The 14,284-nt window shown below is 62.7% G+C and carries 15 protein-coding genes and 5 pseudogenes; 14 read left to right on the top strand and 6 right to left on the bottom strand.

Going from position 1 to position 14,284, the window contains the following annotated elements; genetic code table 11:
* Positions 1 to 22: 22 nt before the first annotated feature.
* The 10 genes and pseudogenes from OMK73_RS02420 (at position 23) to OMK73_RS02375 (ending at position 6,876) form a co-directional block, all read left to right on the top strand.
* Positions 23 to 976: a DNA-binding protein gene (locus OMK73_RS02420; protein WP_267600534.1), complete on the top strand. Its 954-nt coding sequence runs from the start codon at positions 23 to 25 to the stop codon at positions 974 to 976.
* Between the two features lie 244 nt (positions 977 to 1,220).
* Positions 1,221 to 1,481 carry an H-NS family nucleoid-associated regulatory protein gene (locus tag OMK73_RS02415; protein ID WP_267600533.1) on the top strand — a complete coding sequence of 87 codons (261 nt, stop codon included), beginning with the start codon at positions 1,221 to 1,223 and terminating at the stop codon, positions 1,479 to 1,481.
* Between the two features lie 256 nt (positions 1,482 to 1,737).
* Positions 1,738 to 2,103, top strand: coding sequence for a type II toxin-antitoxin system RelE/ParE family toxin (locus OMK73_RS02410; protein ID WP_267600532.1), 366 nt, complete (start codon positions 1,738 to 1,740; stop codon positions 2,101 to 2,103).
* The gene (locus OMK73_RS02405; protein WP_267600531.1) at positions 2,096 to 2,416 is read left to right on the top strand and encodes a helix-turn-helix domain-containing protein; all 321 of its coding nucleotides are present in this window, start codon (positions 2,096 to 2,098) and stop codon (positions 2,414 to 2,416) included. Before OMK73_RS02410 ends, OMK73_RS02405 begins: the two co-directional genes overlap by 8 nt.
* Positions 2,417 to 2,570: 154 nt before the next feature.
* Positions 2,571 to 3,023 carry a hypothetical protein gene (locus tag OMK73_RS02400; RefSeq protein WP_267600530.1) on the top strand — a complete coding sequence of 151 codons (453 nt, stop codon included), beginning with the start codon at positions 2,571 to 2,573 and terminating at the stop codon, positions 3,021 to 3,023.
* 214 nt (positions 3,024 to 3,237) lie between these two features.
* Positions 3,238 to 3,501, top strand: a pseudogene (locus OMK73_RS02395) (DUF4158 domain-containing protein); the annotation flags it as partial.
* Positions 3,502 to 3,681: 180 nt separating this feature from the next.
* Positions 3,682 to 4,485 carry a DUF3800 domain-containing protein gene (locus OMK73_RS02390; protein WP_267600529.1) on the top strand — a complete coding sequence of 268 codons (804 nt, stop codon included), beginning with the start codon at positions 3,682 to 3,684 and terminating at the stop codon, positions 4,483 to 4,485.
* A gap of 1,190 nt (positions 4,486 to 5,675) precedes the next feature.
* Complete coding sequence (locus OMK73_RS02385; RefSeq protein ID WP_267600528.1) at positions 5,676 to 5,927, top strand: hypothetical protein; 252 nt, start codon at positions 5,676 to 5,678, stop codon at positions 5,925 to 5,927.
* Between the two features lie 183 nt (positions 5,928 to 6,110).
* A pseudogene (locus tag OMK73_RS02380) lies at positions 6,111 to 6,600 on the top strand (KfrA protein); the annotation flags it as partial.
* A 36-nt stretch (positions 6,601 to 6,636) separates the two neighbouring features.
* Positions 6,637 to 6,876, top strand: coding sequence for an H-NS family nucleoid-associated regulatory protein (locus OMK73_RS02375; RefSeq protein ID WP_267600724.1), 240 nt, complete (start codon positions 6,637 to 6,639; stop codon positions 6,874 to 6,876).
* A gap of 234 nt (positions 6,877 to 7,110) precedes the next feature.
* Here OMK73_RS02375 and OMK73_RS02370 read toward each other — a convergent pair whose 3' ends face one another.
* The 5 genes from OMK73_RS02370 to OMK73_RS02350 form a co-directional block, all read right to left on the bottom strand.
* A complete protein-coding gene (locus OMK73_RS02370; protein ID WP_267600527.1) occupies positions 7,111 to 7,419 on the bottom strand; it encodes an EthD family reductase in 309 nt (102 codons plus the stop codon).
* Positions 7,420 to 7,709: 290 nt separating this feature from the next.
* Positions 7,710 to 7,910: a hypothetical protein gene (locus OMK73_RS02365; protein ID WP_045237738.1), complete on the bottom strand. Its 201-nt coding sequence runs from the start codon at positions 7,908 to 7,910 to the stop codon at positions 7,710 to 7,712.
* A gap of 659 nt (positions 7,911 to 8,569) precedes the next feature.
* Positions 8,570 to 8,974: a nucleotidyl transferase AbiEii/AbiGii toxin family protein gene (locus OMK73_RS02360; RefSeq protein WP_267600526.1), complete on the bottom strand. Its 405-nt coding sequence runs from the start codon at positions 8,972 to 8,974 to the stop codon at positions 8,570 to 8,572.
* Between the two features lie 68 nt (positions 8,975 to 9,042).
* Complete coding sequence (locus tag OMK73_RS02355) at positions 9,043 to 9,447, bottom strand: nucleotidyl transferase AbiEii/AbiGii toxin family protein (protein WP_267600525.1); 405 nt, start codon at positions 9,445 to 9,447, stop codon at positions 9,043 to 9,045.
* 201 nt (positions 9,448 to 9,648) lie between these two features.
* Positions 9,649 to 10,056 carry a DUF6088 family protein gene (locus tag OMK73_RS02350; RefSeq protein ID WP_267600524.1) on the bottom strand — a complete coding sequence of 136 codons (408 nt, stop codon included), beginning with the start codon at positions 10,054 to 10,056 and terminating at the stop codon, positions 9,649 to 9,651.
* Positions 10,057 to 10,482: 426 nt separating this feature from the next.
* Here OMK73_RS02350 and OMK73_RS02345 point away from each other — a divergent pair.
* The 4 genes and pseudogenes from OMK73_RS02345 to OMK73_RS02330 all read left to right on the top strand — a co-directional run.
* Positions 10,483 to 10,605 (top strand): annotated as a pseudogene (locus tag OMK73_RS02345) (IS110 family transposase); the annotation flags it as partial.
* Between the two features lie 329 nt (positions 10,606 to 10,934).
* Positions 10,935 to 11,614 (top strand): annotated as a pseudogene (locus tag OMK73_RS02340) (methyl-accepting chemotaxis protein).
* Between the two features lie 13 nt (positions 11,615 to 11,627).
* Positions 11,628 to 12,421 (top strand): annotated as a pseudogene (locus tag OMK73_RS02335) (type IV pili methyl-accepting chemotaxis transducer N-terminal domain-containing protein).
* Positions 12,422 to 12,956: 535 nt separating this feature from the next.
* Positions 12,957 to 13,310 (top strand): helix-turn-helix domain-containing protein, encoded by a 354-nt coding sequence (locus OMK73_RS02330; RefSeq protein WP_267600522.1) that lies wholly within the window; start codon positions 12,957 to 12,959, stop codon positions 13,308 to 13,310.
* Between the two features lie 318 nt (positions 13,311 to 13,628).
* Here OMK73_RS02330 and OMK73_RS02325 read toward each other — a convergent pair whose 3' ends face one another.
* On the bottom strand, positions 13,629 to 14,102 hold the full coding sequence (locus tag OMK73_RS02325; protein WP_267600521.1) for a hypothetical protein: 474 nt from the start codon (positions 14,100 to 14,102) through the stop codon (positions 13,629 to 13,631).
* Positions 14,103 to 14,284: the final 182 nt, after the last annotated feature.

Here is a 14,284-nt window from a genome sequence, read left to right as displayed (position 1 = left end):
AGGTGGCTCATTATGCTCTTGCGTGAAGACTGATCTCAGCCCCCGCTTTGGCGCGGTCTCCCGGTACGGCATCACGCCCACCGCCAACAAGCTCTACGGCCTGGTGCGCAAGGGCAGCATGGGCACGCCCACCGAGGTGCTGGTGCAGTTCTGGCAGGACCTGCGCGACAAGATGCACGTGACCATCGCGCATCCCGAGCTGCCGGACGCGCTCAAGGCGATCGCCGCCAATGCCGTGCAGTCGATCTGGCAGGCCGCCAACGAGGCCGCTAGCGGCGAACTGGCCGCGCTGCGGGCCGAAGCGCGGTTGCAGGCGAGCGAGGCGGAGGCGCAGCGCGACCAGGCGCGCGCCGCGGTGGTAGTGGCCGAGCAGGAGACCGCCGCCGTGCAGGCCGGGCTCGACGCCGTCCAGCGCGCGCGCGCGGCGCTGCAAGGGGAACTGGAAGCCGAGCGCCAGGCCCACGCGGCCGCGCGGGCGCGTCACGAGGAGGGCGTACGCCAGGTCGAGGCGCTCGAGCGGCAGTTGCTGGAGCTGCGTACCCAATTCTCGGCGGAGCTGGAACACACCCGCGAGCAGGTGGCTGTCGCGCAGGAGCGGGCCAGCGCCACCGAGCGCCGCGCGCTGCGCGAGATCGACCAGAAGCGCACGCTGCGCCAGAAGGCCGAGCAGGCGCTCGCGGACCTGCGTGCTGAGTTGGCGGCGGCGCAGGCGCGGGCGCAGGACGCCGCCGTCGCCGGCGCCGAGGCGCGGGCGCGGCTGCAGGCTGAGCGCGATACGCTCAGCCTGCGACTGGCGGAGACAGAGCAGGCGCTCGGGCGAGGGCAGGCGGCCCGAGACGAGCTGCGGGCGCAACTGGAAACGGCGGTACGGCGCGCCGAGCGGGCCGATGCGCAAGCCACCGCGACGCGCCGCCTGGTAGGTGCCAAGCGCCGGGTGCCGGTGACGCGCACCAAGTTCAAGCCCGGGCCAGCCTGAGGGGGTGTCAGATGGAGTTTATCCACCGCGCGAGGGGACAAGCCTGTGGACAAGCCGCGCAGGGGGGCAGAGTGCCGACGGCTTCTGCGGATTTGACTAAAATTTAAGCAGCGAGGGCGGCCGCGTCCTCCAACCGGCACCGATTCTCGCCACGGCCATCCCCAAAACAACCCTGAAATCCAACGCTGTCAGACGACAGCAAGTCGCCGGATCCGGCGTTGCCTCAAATTTCTTCACCTACACCATGTCGATCGAAATCGAGCGCGCGCAAGCGATTACCTGGATCCGCATCCAGATGGCCCAGCATGGGCTGAGCCTGGCTGACTTGCAGGCCGCCGGCTGCTTTGCCGAGCCGCCGCCGACCCCAACGCCAGGAGCGGTGCGCTACCGCAATGCGCACGGGCAAGGCTGGGACGGCCGCGGCGCCATGCCGGACTGGCTGCAGCGGGCGATCCACGCCGGGCAGACGGTGGAACATTTTCGAATCGGCAACGGGACGTCTTGAGGCGCGTCGCAGCCGGGATATCTGATAGCTATCGATTTGGTACCCGTCTGGTACCATTTTTGGCGTAGTCCTTAAAACATATATCGAAAGCAGCTGCCGATGCTGTTGACGCACGCGGCGCGCTGAGCACACGCAGCTCCAGAAGGCCGAGCCGACGCTCGCGGACCTGCGCCGGCTATGCCTTGCAAGCGTGCAACGTGGTTGAATAGCATGGCACATAGTGCTATGATTCATCATCCAATAACAGCAACGGCCTATGACGGCACTCGCGCAGCGGGTTTTCAAAACCAAATGGTTCACCAAGGCGGCAAAGGATGTCGGGATTACGGACAAAGAGTTGTGCAAAGCGGCGCGGCAACTCATCGAAGGTCAGGCCGATGATCTAGGCGGCAACGTTTGGAAGAAGCGGCTCAGCAAGAACACGCCGCGCTCAATCGTCATCAACAAGATCGGGGAATTCTGGGTGTTTGTCTTCCTGTTCGCGAAGTCGGATATGGAAAACATTGATGAGCGAGAGCTGAAAGACTTCAAGAAACTTGCCAAGAACTACGGCAAGTTAACTATGGCTGAAGTCGACGAGTTTGTTGAAGCAAAGAAGTTTGTGGAGATTTGCAATGCCTAAGACACGGTTTAAGAGCGCAGCGTCTGAAGCAATCCATAGCGCGGCGTCGGACCTCTACGACATGAAGGTCATAAGCAAGAAGACCATGCGTGAGTACGACGACCTGTGCATCGAAAAGGCTCCCGAATTCGATGCCAAGGCTATCGCACGCATTCGCAAAGACGTGAAGGTTAGCCAAGCGGTGTTTGCACACTATCTGAACACTAGTGCGTCGACGGTCCAGCAATGGGAGCGTGGCGATAAGAAGCCCAGCGGCATTGCAGCTCGACTGCTGCAAGTTGTTCAGAAGCACGGATTGTCAGTCATAGCCTGAGTGAGGGTCGGCCCCTGGCGGGGCCACTTATGGCCATCACCAGGGCCGCCCAATGTCCTTCCCGACAAGCCGGGATACGCTCCCATGCTCTGTGAGCCGCCGCCCCGGACCGCGGGCAGCCGTCAAGTCGCCTGACTCCGTGAACGAGGCCCCAATGGGAAAAGCCAGCCGCCGCAAGAAAGCTCTGCAATCCGTCGCATCAACACAGCCTGCATCGCTCAGCAACCTCCCGTTCGCTCCCGGATACAACCCGTATGGCAAGATTTCGGCAGCCTTGATTAACCTTATTGATCCATATGCCAGCGATGATCTGCCGCTCGATAGGACGCGCAAGCTGGTCGGCATGGGCGTAATCGCCTGGAACATTGCCTCGACGAGCAACACGCCGGACGAAGCAGAGGCCGATCTTGACCGGTTCATCTGCAATACCCCAGCGCTCGGTGCATCGGACGGCTCCGCTGCACAGGATTTCCGGGAGGCCACCCTGGCTCTCATCCAGCGCAAGCACATTCTGTTTCCCCAGGATAAGCGGGTCGTAACCTCATATGAAGTCAGTCGTGAGCGCTCCGGACTCCATCTGCGTGTAACTGCTGTGCAGCACGGTTAGGCTATATGCTATAGGCAGGTTATCCGGCAGTCTTGATATGGGGCCGCAGCAGTGCCGGAGTCCTACAAGGGGTAATCGTCGGCGGTTTCAAGTCCCAAGTGCAACACCCGCGTCAGTGAATTGAAGTTGGGGGTGAGAAACTTGTTTGAGCATACGAGCGAACACCTCCAGTGGGGAGTGGAACGCGTGCGTAGCACGAGGTCGCTTGTTCAAGCTGTCGGCATTTGCGTATCGCTACGTTGGCAGGGAAGAGTTGCCTGCCCGTTTGGCAGAATTTGACCTGCGGCAATTTTTTCAGCTCACTAGTGCTGACATCGCGGCAATACGGGAGCGGTTTCGGCCAGAAAGATGCGCCGCGGTCGGCCTACAGCTCGTTTGCCTCCGGGCCTTCGGTCGGCCGTTGGACCGGTTTGCTGCCGTTCCGCGCAATCTCCTTCAGTACGTGTGCGAAGCTTTCTCCGCGCAGTTGCTGTCGATCCCCGCGCGTGCTCTCTCCACCCGACCATGCCTTTCCGGTCGTCGTGGCGCTGGTGGTGGCCATCGGTCTGGGGCTGCTCGTGCGCAGCAGGTCCTAGCGGGACTTGGTCGCGCTGGCGCGTAAAGCGAGCGGCCCAGCGGGGCCGCGCACTGGCCGCGCGGGTTGTGTCATAGTTGCGGCATGCGCAATGAATACCACTTCTACATGGACGACTCGGGGTCACGCGATCCCGATCGTAACCGCAGCACCGACCCACAAGGACCTGATTGGTTTGCCCTCGGCGGATTGCTCGTCCGGGCCGACGCGGCGGAGGCCGCGAAAGCCAGCATTGCCGCCTTCCGCGAGCGCTGGCCACAAATGGCCGGCGAGCCGTTCCGCTCCTACGACATCCGCAACAAGACCGGGCGCTTTCGTTGGCTGGAGGCCTTGCCCCGGGACCAGTACCAAGCGTTCATGGGCGAGCTGACCGCGCTGATCGTCGCGCTGCCCATCCACGTACTGGCCTGCGTCATCGATCGGCCGGGGTACAACCAGCGCTACATGGCGCAGTATGGGCCACGCCGCTGGAAGCTGTGCCGAACCGCGTTCAGTATCGCGGTGGAGCGCGCCGCCAAGGTGGCGCATCACCACGGCGGGCGACTGCGCATCTTTGTCGAGCGCAGTGACCAGAAGACCGAGGCGCAGTTCAAGGGCTACTTTGACGACATGCGTCGTGTCGGTGCGCCCTTTAACACGACCACCTCGCAAAAATATGCGCCCCTTGCGGCGGAGACGCTGCACGCGACGCTCTTGGAATTCCGGACGAAGACCAAGTCCTCGGCGCTGATGCAGTTCGCCGATCTGGTGCTCTGGCCGGTGTGCCAAGGGGGCTACGACGCGAACCATCGGGCCTACACGGCGCTGGTGCAGGCCGGCAAGCTGATTGACGTGCTGTGTACCGAGGACAACGGGCTGCAGGGGATCAAGTACAGCTGCTTTGGCTGAAGCAGCGTGGTGGGCCGCGTCGTGGGCGGGGTGGCTTGACGGGGCCCAGACGCACAAAAGCCCGCTGTGTGAGCGGGCTTTAGGCGGCCACCAGTGGGACTGGGGTGACCTCGTAGGCTAGGCCTGTCGTCATTATTGACGGTGCCGCCCCGTCTGTCAAGCCGTGGCGCAGGACGTGGGGCAGGCGCCGGGGTGCGCCCCGGAAACTACTCCCGTTCCGAGATCCATTGACCGCGCCGGGCAGGGCTGTGCACTGACACGTAGTGGCTGCCGTCTCCACGCGACAAACTTACAGTTGCGGGTCTACTCGTCGGTTTGCATAAATGTGTTCCCGCTTGTCGCCCGCCAGCAAGCCGATTGCAGGGCGATGGTAACAATTTTGCTTCAAGAAACGCTGCAAAAAATTGTTCCTCCGGCCGACACTTGAAGCAATTTTGTACCTTCCCCCAACGCATCGGTCAGTCGTCGACCTGAACCCTGCCGACGGCGCGAGGCGATCCTATGGACGGGATTCGGCTGTGCAAAGCGATGACGGTCGCCATCCGGTACACCCCTGCGAGCTAGCTGAGTCACGCCGGTGGTGTCGCGCCGGCCGCCGACGCGCGCTCCCCAGAGCGCCGGCCAGGCTTGCCCATTGGGTCTGGAACAAAATTCTGCAAAAGGCGGGAACAAAATTGTGCAAACCAACGGCGCCTCGGACAGTGGTGGTGCGGGCCCACCGATTTGACATAATGCCCGGTCCGCAAAAAAATGGACTCGACTGTTGGGAGGGGGCGAAACGTACCCACGGCCTGGGATACCGCCCGACCCTCAGTTGTCCGTCGGCGAGCGGGGGGAACCGGTGCAAAGTCGAAATGGGCGGCAGCATACACGGCATTGCACGCCCATACTTCTACCCCATCCTTATAGAACGTGACCCATTTGCCGTCGCTGACGCATTGGGCGCCGGGAAAAACCTCCTCATGGCCGTTTGGACCGTCCAGCGGGAAGGTCGCGTGGGGCGTGGCCCAGTAGTGGCCGTTCGGTAAGGCCGTGATCGATTTTCGGGACATTCTCTTCAGCACCGCGCGCGATCCGACCCGCCGCGGCGAACCGGATTGTGTCAATCCCGCAACGGCGTGGCACCGTCCCGAGACATCCTCGTGTAGTCTCACTGCCAATTACCTCCTGCTATACGGTGGAAGTTCGCCATGGCGCAATACCTCCAAATTGCAGTCCGAGCCTTCGGTGTCGGCGCCATCCTTGTGATCGTCGCCGTTGCCTCCCGGCAAGTATATCTGCGGGTCGCTGCTGAGGCTGGCATTGCCGGCGGTGAAGAGGATCCCGCGGCAATGATGTTGATCCAATGCGAAGCCATGCACAGCCGCCTGCAGAATCGGCATATTTCCGAAGATGCAGCGGACGCTGACGAGGCGCCGCGTGCCCGGTGTATGGAGTCCTGAACTCGCAGAAAACCTAAGCAGTCTGCAGTTCACGCTCCGTGTCTGAGCGCGTATATGGCCGACATGCGGCTGGGCCGGGACGTCTCCGCAAGCGCCCCTCGCACGCGCCCAGCCTTGGCGAATATCCTCGCCAAGGGCGCTTACCGCAGTGGGGTTACTAGGTGAACATCAGAGGCGCGTCATGCCGAGCGGCAAGCGCATGCCGCAACCTAGGCGCGACTGGAGGCTGGGCGGGCGGAGCTGGAGGCAGCTGGTGGAGCTGCGTACCCAATTCTCGACCGAACTGGAACGGGCGCGAGCAGGTGAGCATCGACCAGGAACGCGCCGAAGCCAGCGAGCGGCGCGCGCTGCGCTCCATCAGGAGCCCACCGCGCGGCAGAAGAGCGAGCGCGCGGCCGAAGACCTGCGCACGGAACTGGCGCAGTCGCGCAGCGAGGCCCGGGACGCGGCGGTGGCCCAAGCCGAGAGCCGGGCCCGGCTCGAGGCGCAGACGGCGACGCTGGCCGGTCGGCTCGCGGCCGCCGAGCGGGCGCAGCGCCGGGCCGAGCGGGCCGGAGCCGAAGCGGCGCTGGCGCGCCAGCTACTGGCAGAATTGCGCGTGGCGCCGCGCGAGCGGACGGGCGCGCGGCGGAAGGCCGGTGGCCAAGGGCCGATCGCGAATGAAGAACCGGGTGCGACGGCGCTCCCCTCAACCCACATGACGGCAACGATGGCAACGGAAATTGAGCGGGCGGACGCGATCCGCTGGATCCGGGCGCAGATGCTCGAGTGCGGGCTGACGATGGACGAGTTGGAGGCGGCCGGGTGCTTTGCGCCGCCGCCGAGCCCGCGCTCGGTCTGTTACCGCAATGCCGAGGGGCTGAGCTGGGACGGGACGGGCGAGATGCCGGACTGGCTGCGGCGGGCGGTCAATGCGGGGCAGACGGTAGAGTTTTTCCGCGTCGGGTAGCACAAGAAAACGACCCCGCTAGTTTCGAGGCCTGCGACGGCGTCGAGAATTGGGTACGCCGAGGTGGGGTCCATGTCCGATGGCGTGAAGTTGGGGGCATGCCAAGATCCGCCCAAACCGCTTTCACATGCGCGCGTCCCTCGCGGTGTGGCGACAACTCCCGGGCGCCTGCCATGGCCGTTGTGATAGCGTGCACATCCCCTTCGCGCAGAAAATGGGCCGTGAACTGCCGGCCTAAACTTCCTTCGTGTCGAATATGAGCATGTCAACGCCGGCCTGGGCAAAATTGGCCACGTCAGCTGCTGCGGCTGCGCCCTCAGGCGAAGCCATTGCCTGCTGGAGCGCCGCCAGCGAATCGAAGCTCAGCACCGCAACCAGGTGAAATGGCGAATCGCCGGCCGGGCTTGTAACCGGGTCGCTGCTGACCTCGTAGCGTCGCAGGCCGGCGATCTTTTTGGCGATCGGAACATGGGTCGAGAAGTAATATGAATCGAACGCGGCCGTGTCCGCAGGCTTCTTGTATAACACCACTAGCTTTGCCATCGTGGTTTCTCCAAACGTGAGTTAGATAGAGCCTGAGCTTGCTAGTGTAGCTTTCCTATAGCGCGTGAACCCCATTTCTGTCAGGACACGTATCCTCCGGTGCGCTTGATGCATAACGGTACAAAACTGTGGTTCGCAGCGGGTTCCGGCGTGGGTCAGGAGGGGCACGCGCTGTGGAACGCTACAGAGTCACGCCCCCCCGCCATTCCTCGATGGACAACTAGCTACAGATATTACGGCCGCTGTGCCGAGAGCACTCCGTTTGGTCTTCGGCACAAGCTGACTGACTCTTAACGAATGCGGCGCACGGCTTCGAGCATGGAATGCCCCTGACTTGTCAGGCGGGGGTAGGCATCGCCGCTATCATGACCATGCTCCAACGTGACCAGCTTGTGAACCAACAAGGTGTCCAATTGCTCGGGTTCGAGGTCGTCGATCTCCTGCGTGTCGCCAAGCAGCAGTAGCGCGGCGATTTCATGCGGGCTTAGCATGTCGCCCTCCTTTGTCGTGGTTGGAAAAAGAACTACGACTGCTGCCCCGAGCTCGATTCCACAGTGGACGGTGGCGACGGCAGTGGGTCATCGGTGCGAGGAGCTGGGAGCGTGCACCGAACGGCCACAATAGACTTCTTTATCGCCGGCATCAAGTCGGATATATGCGGCAATGCCGCAAAGTGAAGCAGCGCCAGAGTATCGAAAGGTGGTTGACGCGAGCACGGTATCAATCTGAATCGGCTGCCCATCTCCCATCGCCAAGGAGCGAGTCCTGATCGACGCCCGGCGCAGCCACCTTTACCGCTTGGCCTGCGCTGTTCATGTCGGCTTTGTCTGGCATGACGGCGCACACCCTCGATGCCTACAGACCGCGCCAAATAGAGGGGGCGGCCGGGATTCGCGAAAAATCCGCCCACATCCCTGGCAACCCGTTGATTTATCGAGGCAATCTAGCCCGCCCAGTACCCAGATGACATCCCCTGCTTCTATGTCGCGCTAAAGCACTTTTTCTTGCGATCGCGCCCCGCAATGCCGCGCCAAGCCGTGAGCCATTGCCGCCTGAGCGTCCGGATCCCTCTTGAGGCGGAACTGAAACCCGCTAAGAGACATCTCAGCAGCCCTAGCGGCAGCAGCGAACGTGCCATCAAGGCTTTCCCTCAGCCCTCTGGGCCGCGCGGGGGCTTCTTGGGCACCGGCGCCTGGGGCTCAGGCTCCGGCGTCGTTGCTGCCGCTGGCGCTACCAGATCCAGGGTCCTGGCGAGGGTCGCTTTGAATGCCCCAAGGGCTTGCGTGTAGGCCGGGACGCGGGCAGGGTCGGCGTAGACCATGTCGCCGACGAAGCGTGCGTATTGGTCGGCCAACTCCTCGCTCGCTTTGGCGAACTCCAGCGCGCGGCGCGGTTCGCCGCCGGGGTCGGCCACGAACTGCGGGTGTTGGTTGGCGAAGTCGGCGCGGTCCTTGGCGATCGCCGATTGAACCAGCTTTGCAAGAGCCTCCGCGTCGGCCGCCAGCTCGGGGCGAGCGGCGATCAGCTGCTCGACGTCATAGAGGTGGCGGACCAAGGAGCTGTCCCAGCGATTTTCTGGCCTGAGGGCAACGCGGGGATCCGGATGCCGGCTCAGCTGCAACGCTAGGCGCCGGGGAAAGAGACGAGCTTCTCGGCGAGGGCCTCGATCGGCGAGACGCATTCGATCAGCAGCGGGTCGGGGTAGGCGCCGGTGGCGAGCTTGTCCATCAGGAGTCCCACGGGCATGCGCTGCGTGTCGCCGGCGAGCTTGGTGTGCGTGAGCTCAATGAGCAGGTGGCTGCGAAGGGCGTGCGGCTTGTCGAACGCCGACTCGTATGCGACCTGCAGCGAGATGTAGCTGTTGGAGTCGCGGGCGTTGCGTTCGATGGCGCCCTCGCCGAACCCGCCGTCCACCAGGGCGGCCTCAATGGCGCGGCCGTAGGCGCCCAGCTCTTCGCGCAGGCGCGTCCGGCTCAGATTCTTCGCCGCGGGCGTGGGCGCGATCTTGAAGTCGACGTCCTCGGACATGATCCAACACGCCGTAGGCTTTCGACAGGCACGTGCCGCCGCAGAACACCGGGCGGAAGAGCTCATTCGGAGGCATCTGCGCGATGATCCGCATCGCGTCGACCACATGATGGTCCTTCTCCAGCGCGTAGGGCGGGAGCGAGACCGCCGCTTCGGCGGAGAAATCGACGATGCGGTCAATCGCCGCCTGGGGAAGGCGCTTCATCGTTCGTATTGCAGCGTCTGCTTGCCGACGCCGATCTTGCGTGACACGCGCGAGCGGCCTACCTTGACCACGGTCGACATGGGCATCTGGGTGGTCCTGCCTTCCATGTAGGCCTTCGCGGCCGACCCGAGCTCAACCTCGACGCCGAGCTTGGCGAGGGCTTTGCGGCCGATCTCGCTCAGAGGCAAGACGGGCACGAGATTGCCGGAGAGGCTCGACTTGCGGGCCTTCACATACACTCCATAGCCGGCCTTGACGAGCAGCCCCTTGGCCAGCAGCGTGCGCAGCGCGCGGCTCACCTGGTCGTAGCCGCCGAACTTGTTGAACTCCTTGCGGACGAACACCTCATCGCCCGAGCGAGCCAGGCTCGACTCGATGCGATCCTGAATGCTCATTTTGAGCATGATGAGTCTCCAAAAATACGACATTTAAGTCTTATTTTTGCGCTGAAAACCCTTTCCTGTCAATGGATTGTGACGGATTTGGCGAGGATCCTACCCATTTGACCCCCATCCTGCTGCCAGGCGTTCGAGCAGCTCGGCGGTTTCGGCGGCCGGCGCGTCGCGCCACCTCCGAGAGAGTGATGCATGAGACATTTTTCACCAGGAGATCGATCTGCTCGGGCACCAGGGCAACGATTGCGGCGCGGTCTCCTACAGGGAGAGTTGGAGACCGAGCGCCAGGGCCCACGCAGCCGCGAAGGCGCTTCACGAGGAGGGCAAGCGCCAGGTCTAGGCGCTCGAGCGGCAGTTGCAGGAGCTGCGTACCCAATTCTCGGCGGAGCTGGAGCGCACCCGCGAACGCCATCACGACCACAGGAGGGAGGCCCCATGTCCATTGTTACCGTGGGTATCGATCTGGCCAAAGACGTGTTTGCCGTTCATGGGGTCGATGCGGCAGGCAAAGCACTTCTCGTCAAGCCGAGAGTTACCCGTGATCAGTTGGCCATGCTCCAACGCACGCGTCGTGATGAGGCATCTGGCACGGGATCGGTGCGCGGGTCGGTGCCGCCGTGCCATTTTCCTGCTCCCGCAGCCTGATGCAACTTCCGTGAGCTATGGCATAGATATTGCAAAGGCGACACACAGGCCAACGGCGGCCTTGAAACAATCTGGCAAGTCGCGATGACACGCTCCGAAAAGGAGCATCCCGGGCAACGGCGCCCCGAAGCGAAATGATCACGAACCGGACAACCGGTTTGCAGGCATCTCGCTTCGGGGCGCTTTTTCTTTGCCGGTCAGCGCGGTGCGCGTCTGCGTCGACACTACCTGCAAGGCATGGCATGAACGCTTTCTCTACTCAGTCACCCGATGCGGAAGTGTCCGCCGAAACCATCGGCGGATTGATCAACCTTTCCGGAAGGCAGCGCATGCTGTCGCAACGGATCGTCCTCCAGATATTGCTCGCTTCGCAGGGGACACTGCCGCGCTCGATATCGCGCGCAAGTGCCTGTCAATGTTCGAGTCGGCGCATTCGGATCTCGTAACGGGCAATGAGCGTTTGCCCGGCGCGTTCTCCGGCGCGTTGCATCAACTGTACTTTGGTAGTCCGCGCGCTGACGCGCGTATCCGTGAATTCATCGCCCAGGTCAGGACAGCGATAGACGCACCACTGGCCGACACCAGCCGGCGAGCGCCATCCCTCGACGTGCTGGTGGCGCAAGCCACGCCAATGCTTGAACTGCTGCAGACCGTCACGCAGGCCTACCAGGAGGAGATGCACCGTTGCGAGGTCGCTGTGCGCAAACGCCACACCGACCTCGTCGAGCGCCTCAGCGGTATTTCGATGCAGGCGAACATCGTCGCAATGAATGCGCGCATCTCGGCGGCACGGGCGGGAGAGTACGGCAGGGAGTTCTCGGTGATCACGCTGGTGCTTGCGGACATCATCAAGGAGATGGATCAGCTGATCCGACACGTCGTCGGCTCGAGCGATGCGTCCAAAGGTCCAATCAAAGTTTAACGCGGAGACGCCCTTGAAACGTTACGTCTGTTCCTTCTGCTTGATTGCCTGCAGCGTCCTGGCGCTGGCCTTGGCCGGGACCGCTTCGGCCGAAACGCTAACGATCAACGCGGCGATCAACAAGGCGGGCCGCCAGCGCATGCTGTCTCAGCGCATGGCCAAGGCTTACTGCCAGGCTGGCCTCGGTGTTGAAGTCGAACGTTCGAAGAAGGTCCTCGAACAGTCCGTGGCGCTCTTTGACAAGCAGCTCATGGAGCTGAAGGCGTCCGCGCCCACGCCGGAGATCAAGGACACCTACGCCAGGCTCGAGCAGACATGGATTCCCTATAAGCAGTTGCTGTCCGGTGGCGATCCGAATCTCGATAGCGCGAAAGCAATCGCAAGAATGAGTGAGGACGTGCTGAAGCTTGCGCAACAGGGAACCCTCCTGCTCGAGAAACATTCCGGCACCATGATGGGTAAGCTGATCAACGTTGCCGGCCGCCAGCGGATGCTCTCGCAGAGGATCGCCAAGATCAGCATGTTCCGCGCCTGGGGCATTACCTCCCCCAGATGGCTCAGGATCTGGACACGGCTACCAGGGAATTCGCAGCCGCGCAGGAACTCCTCACCGCGGCACCGCAAAACACAGAAGCAATCCGTCGCGAACTGCAGCTTGCCGGCTCTCAGTGGCTGTTCTTTGAAGAGGCACTCAATCAGACCGGGGTCAGTCGCGCGGAACAGTTGAGAAACATCGCCACGACCAGCGAGCGTATTCTTCAGGTGATGGATGACGTCACCAGCATGTATGAAGGGATGCCCAAGTAACGTGGAAGCCTGAACGAGCTATGCAAGACGCGGCTTTACAGGCAGCCACGCTTGCAATGCCTGCCAGGCGCACAGCTTTTCCGCAGCGACGGCAGGTCCACGCGGATCATATCGCCCACCAGGCGCCAGAACTGATAAGAACGACGCGGCCGATGCCGCGTCGTTCTGTGAGGCGGTGAACTGGATGCCGAGGGCCAGGCCAACTTGGCCGCGCACGCGCGTCGCGCGGAGGGCCCCCAGCTCTAGGCGCTCGAGCGGCAGTTGCAGGAGTTGCGTACCCAATTCTCGACGAAGTTGGAGCGTACCCGCGATCAGGTATCCATCGCGCAGGAGCGGGCCAGCGCTACCTAGCGCCGCGCACTGCGGGAGATCGACCAGCCAGAATGCCGAGCAGGCGCTTGCGGAAATTGCGCGCTGATCTGGCGGCGGTGCAGGCAAGGGCGCGGCGTTTGATATACTTCCACGATAGTGAAATAACCGGGAGAGCAGCCCCAGTGCTGGATCTCCCAGTCTCCCAAATCCCAGACCTCCCCCAATGCCACGACCGCTAGCCGATGCCGCGCCACCATCGCGGGCTGCCATCCGCACCATCGACCAACTGGGTGATCGCATTCGGGCGACGCGGGTTGCCGAGGGGATGCCAATTGACCAGGCGGCCAGGCATTGCGGCGTTTCCGTCGGCATGCTGTCCAAGCTGGAGAACGGCAAAGGGGTGAATCTGGAGCACGCACTACGCGCGCTGGAAGGACTGGGTTTGACGATGCTCGTTGTCCCAAAGGCGCACGCGCCCCTGCTCGAGCAGGCCGCCACCCACGCGGCCAAAGCCTCCCAGTTCGCAATGAGGGCGGATGGCACCCACATGGAAGAGGGCGAAGCCCAGTACTTTTGAGCGGTCACGCTAGAGCGAATCAAAATTCGCCCGCGGCGGGAACCCCTTCGCCGATCAGTTGGCAGTGGCGGCTTTCGCAGTGCGCGGCAATTCCCGTGCTATTGGCTGGTAGCGATGATTACAGAGCGCGCGTCCTGAAACAGCAACGCGCGCAGATATTACTCGCCGCCCTCGTTTTGTGATGCGGCCCAGTCGCGTATTGCCTCCGCTGCTCGCCTGCTTCGGCACCACCGACCCAAGTGGCTAGTTGATGACCCTTCTTGACTGGGTAGCGCCGACAACGGTAGCAAGCAGAGCCGAGGAGGTTGGGGGGCGGTGCTAGATGTGAAGAAGGTCCAAGTCGTGAATCGTCTTGTCGCCTGTCCTGCGTGAACCTGCCCACTTGCGTAAGTTTTCGATGTTGTCGCGAATATGTAGCGCTTCGTTCCGGAGAACATCTCGGCGCCAGATTTCTTCGTCGCCGCGAAACAGTTGCACCGTAAAGTGCGGGGCGTCCCAGTCGGCCATCTTGGCAGCGAGAGGGCCGTTGGCGTGGGAGTGGACTGACAATTCTAGAGGGTGAGATTCAATCTTGTATAGGATATCTGCCGCAGGCACGATTCCGCTAACGTCGACGCCGTTGTGGTGTCCCACAAGGGAAACTTGACGGCCGGGGACGGGAGTGAGCACAAGATCGTCGAGTAGCAGATGGGCCTGGACGCATAGCTTGTACCGGTTTCGCAGGGCCACAAGAAGCGAGAGCAGTGCGGCACCGATGACCGCAGCCAGTACAAGCGCCTCTATCATATCCATACCGTTTCCTCACATCGCGTTCTGGCTACACACAGCGAAGTGTAGTTGAGGACCGTGTGGTGCGGCGGGTTCTGCGCTGCTTGGGGCAGATCATGAGTCCCCCGTTGGAAATGTGCCAGTGCAGCATTGACCGTCTGGGGCGACCGTGCTTTGGATGGGCACATTTCGCTGGCTGCCTCGCT

It is taken from the genome of Cupriavidus sp. D39 (genome assembly GCF_026627925.1).
Taxonomy (GTDB): domain Bacteria; phylum Pseudomonadota; class Gammaproteobacteria; order Burkholderiales; family Burkholderiaceae; genus Cupriavidus; species Cupriavidus ulmosensis.
This window is presented reverse-complemented; position numbering and strand designations above follow the sequence as displayed.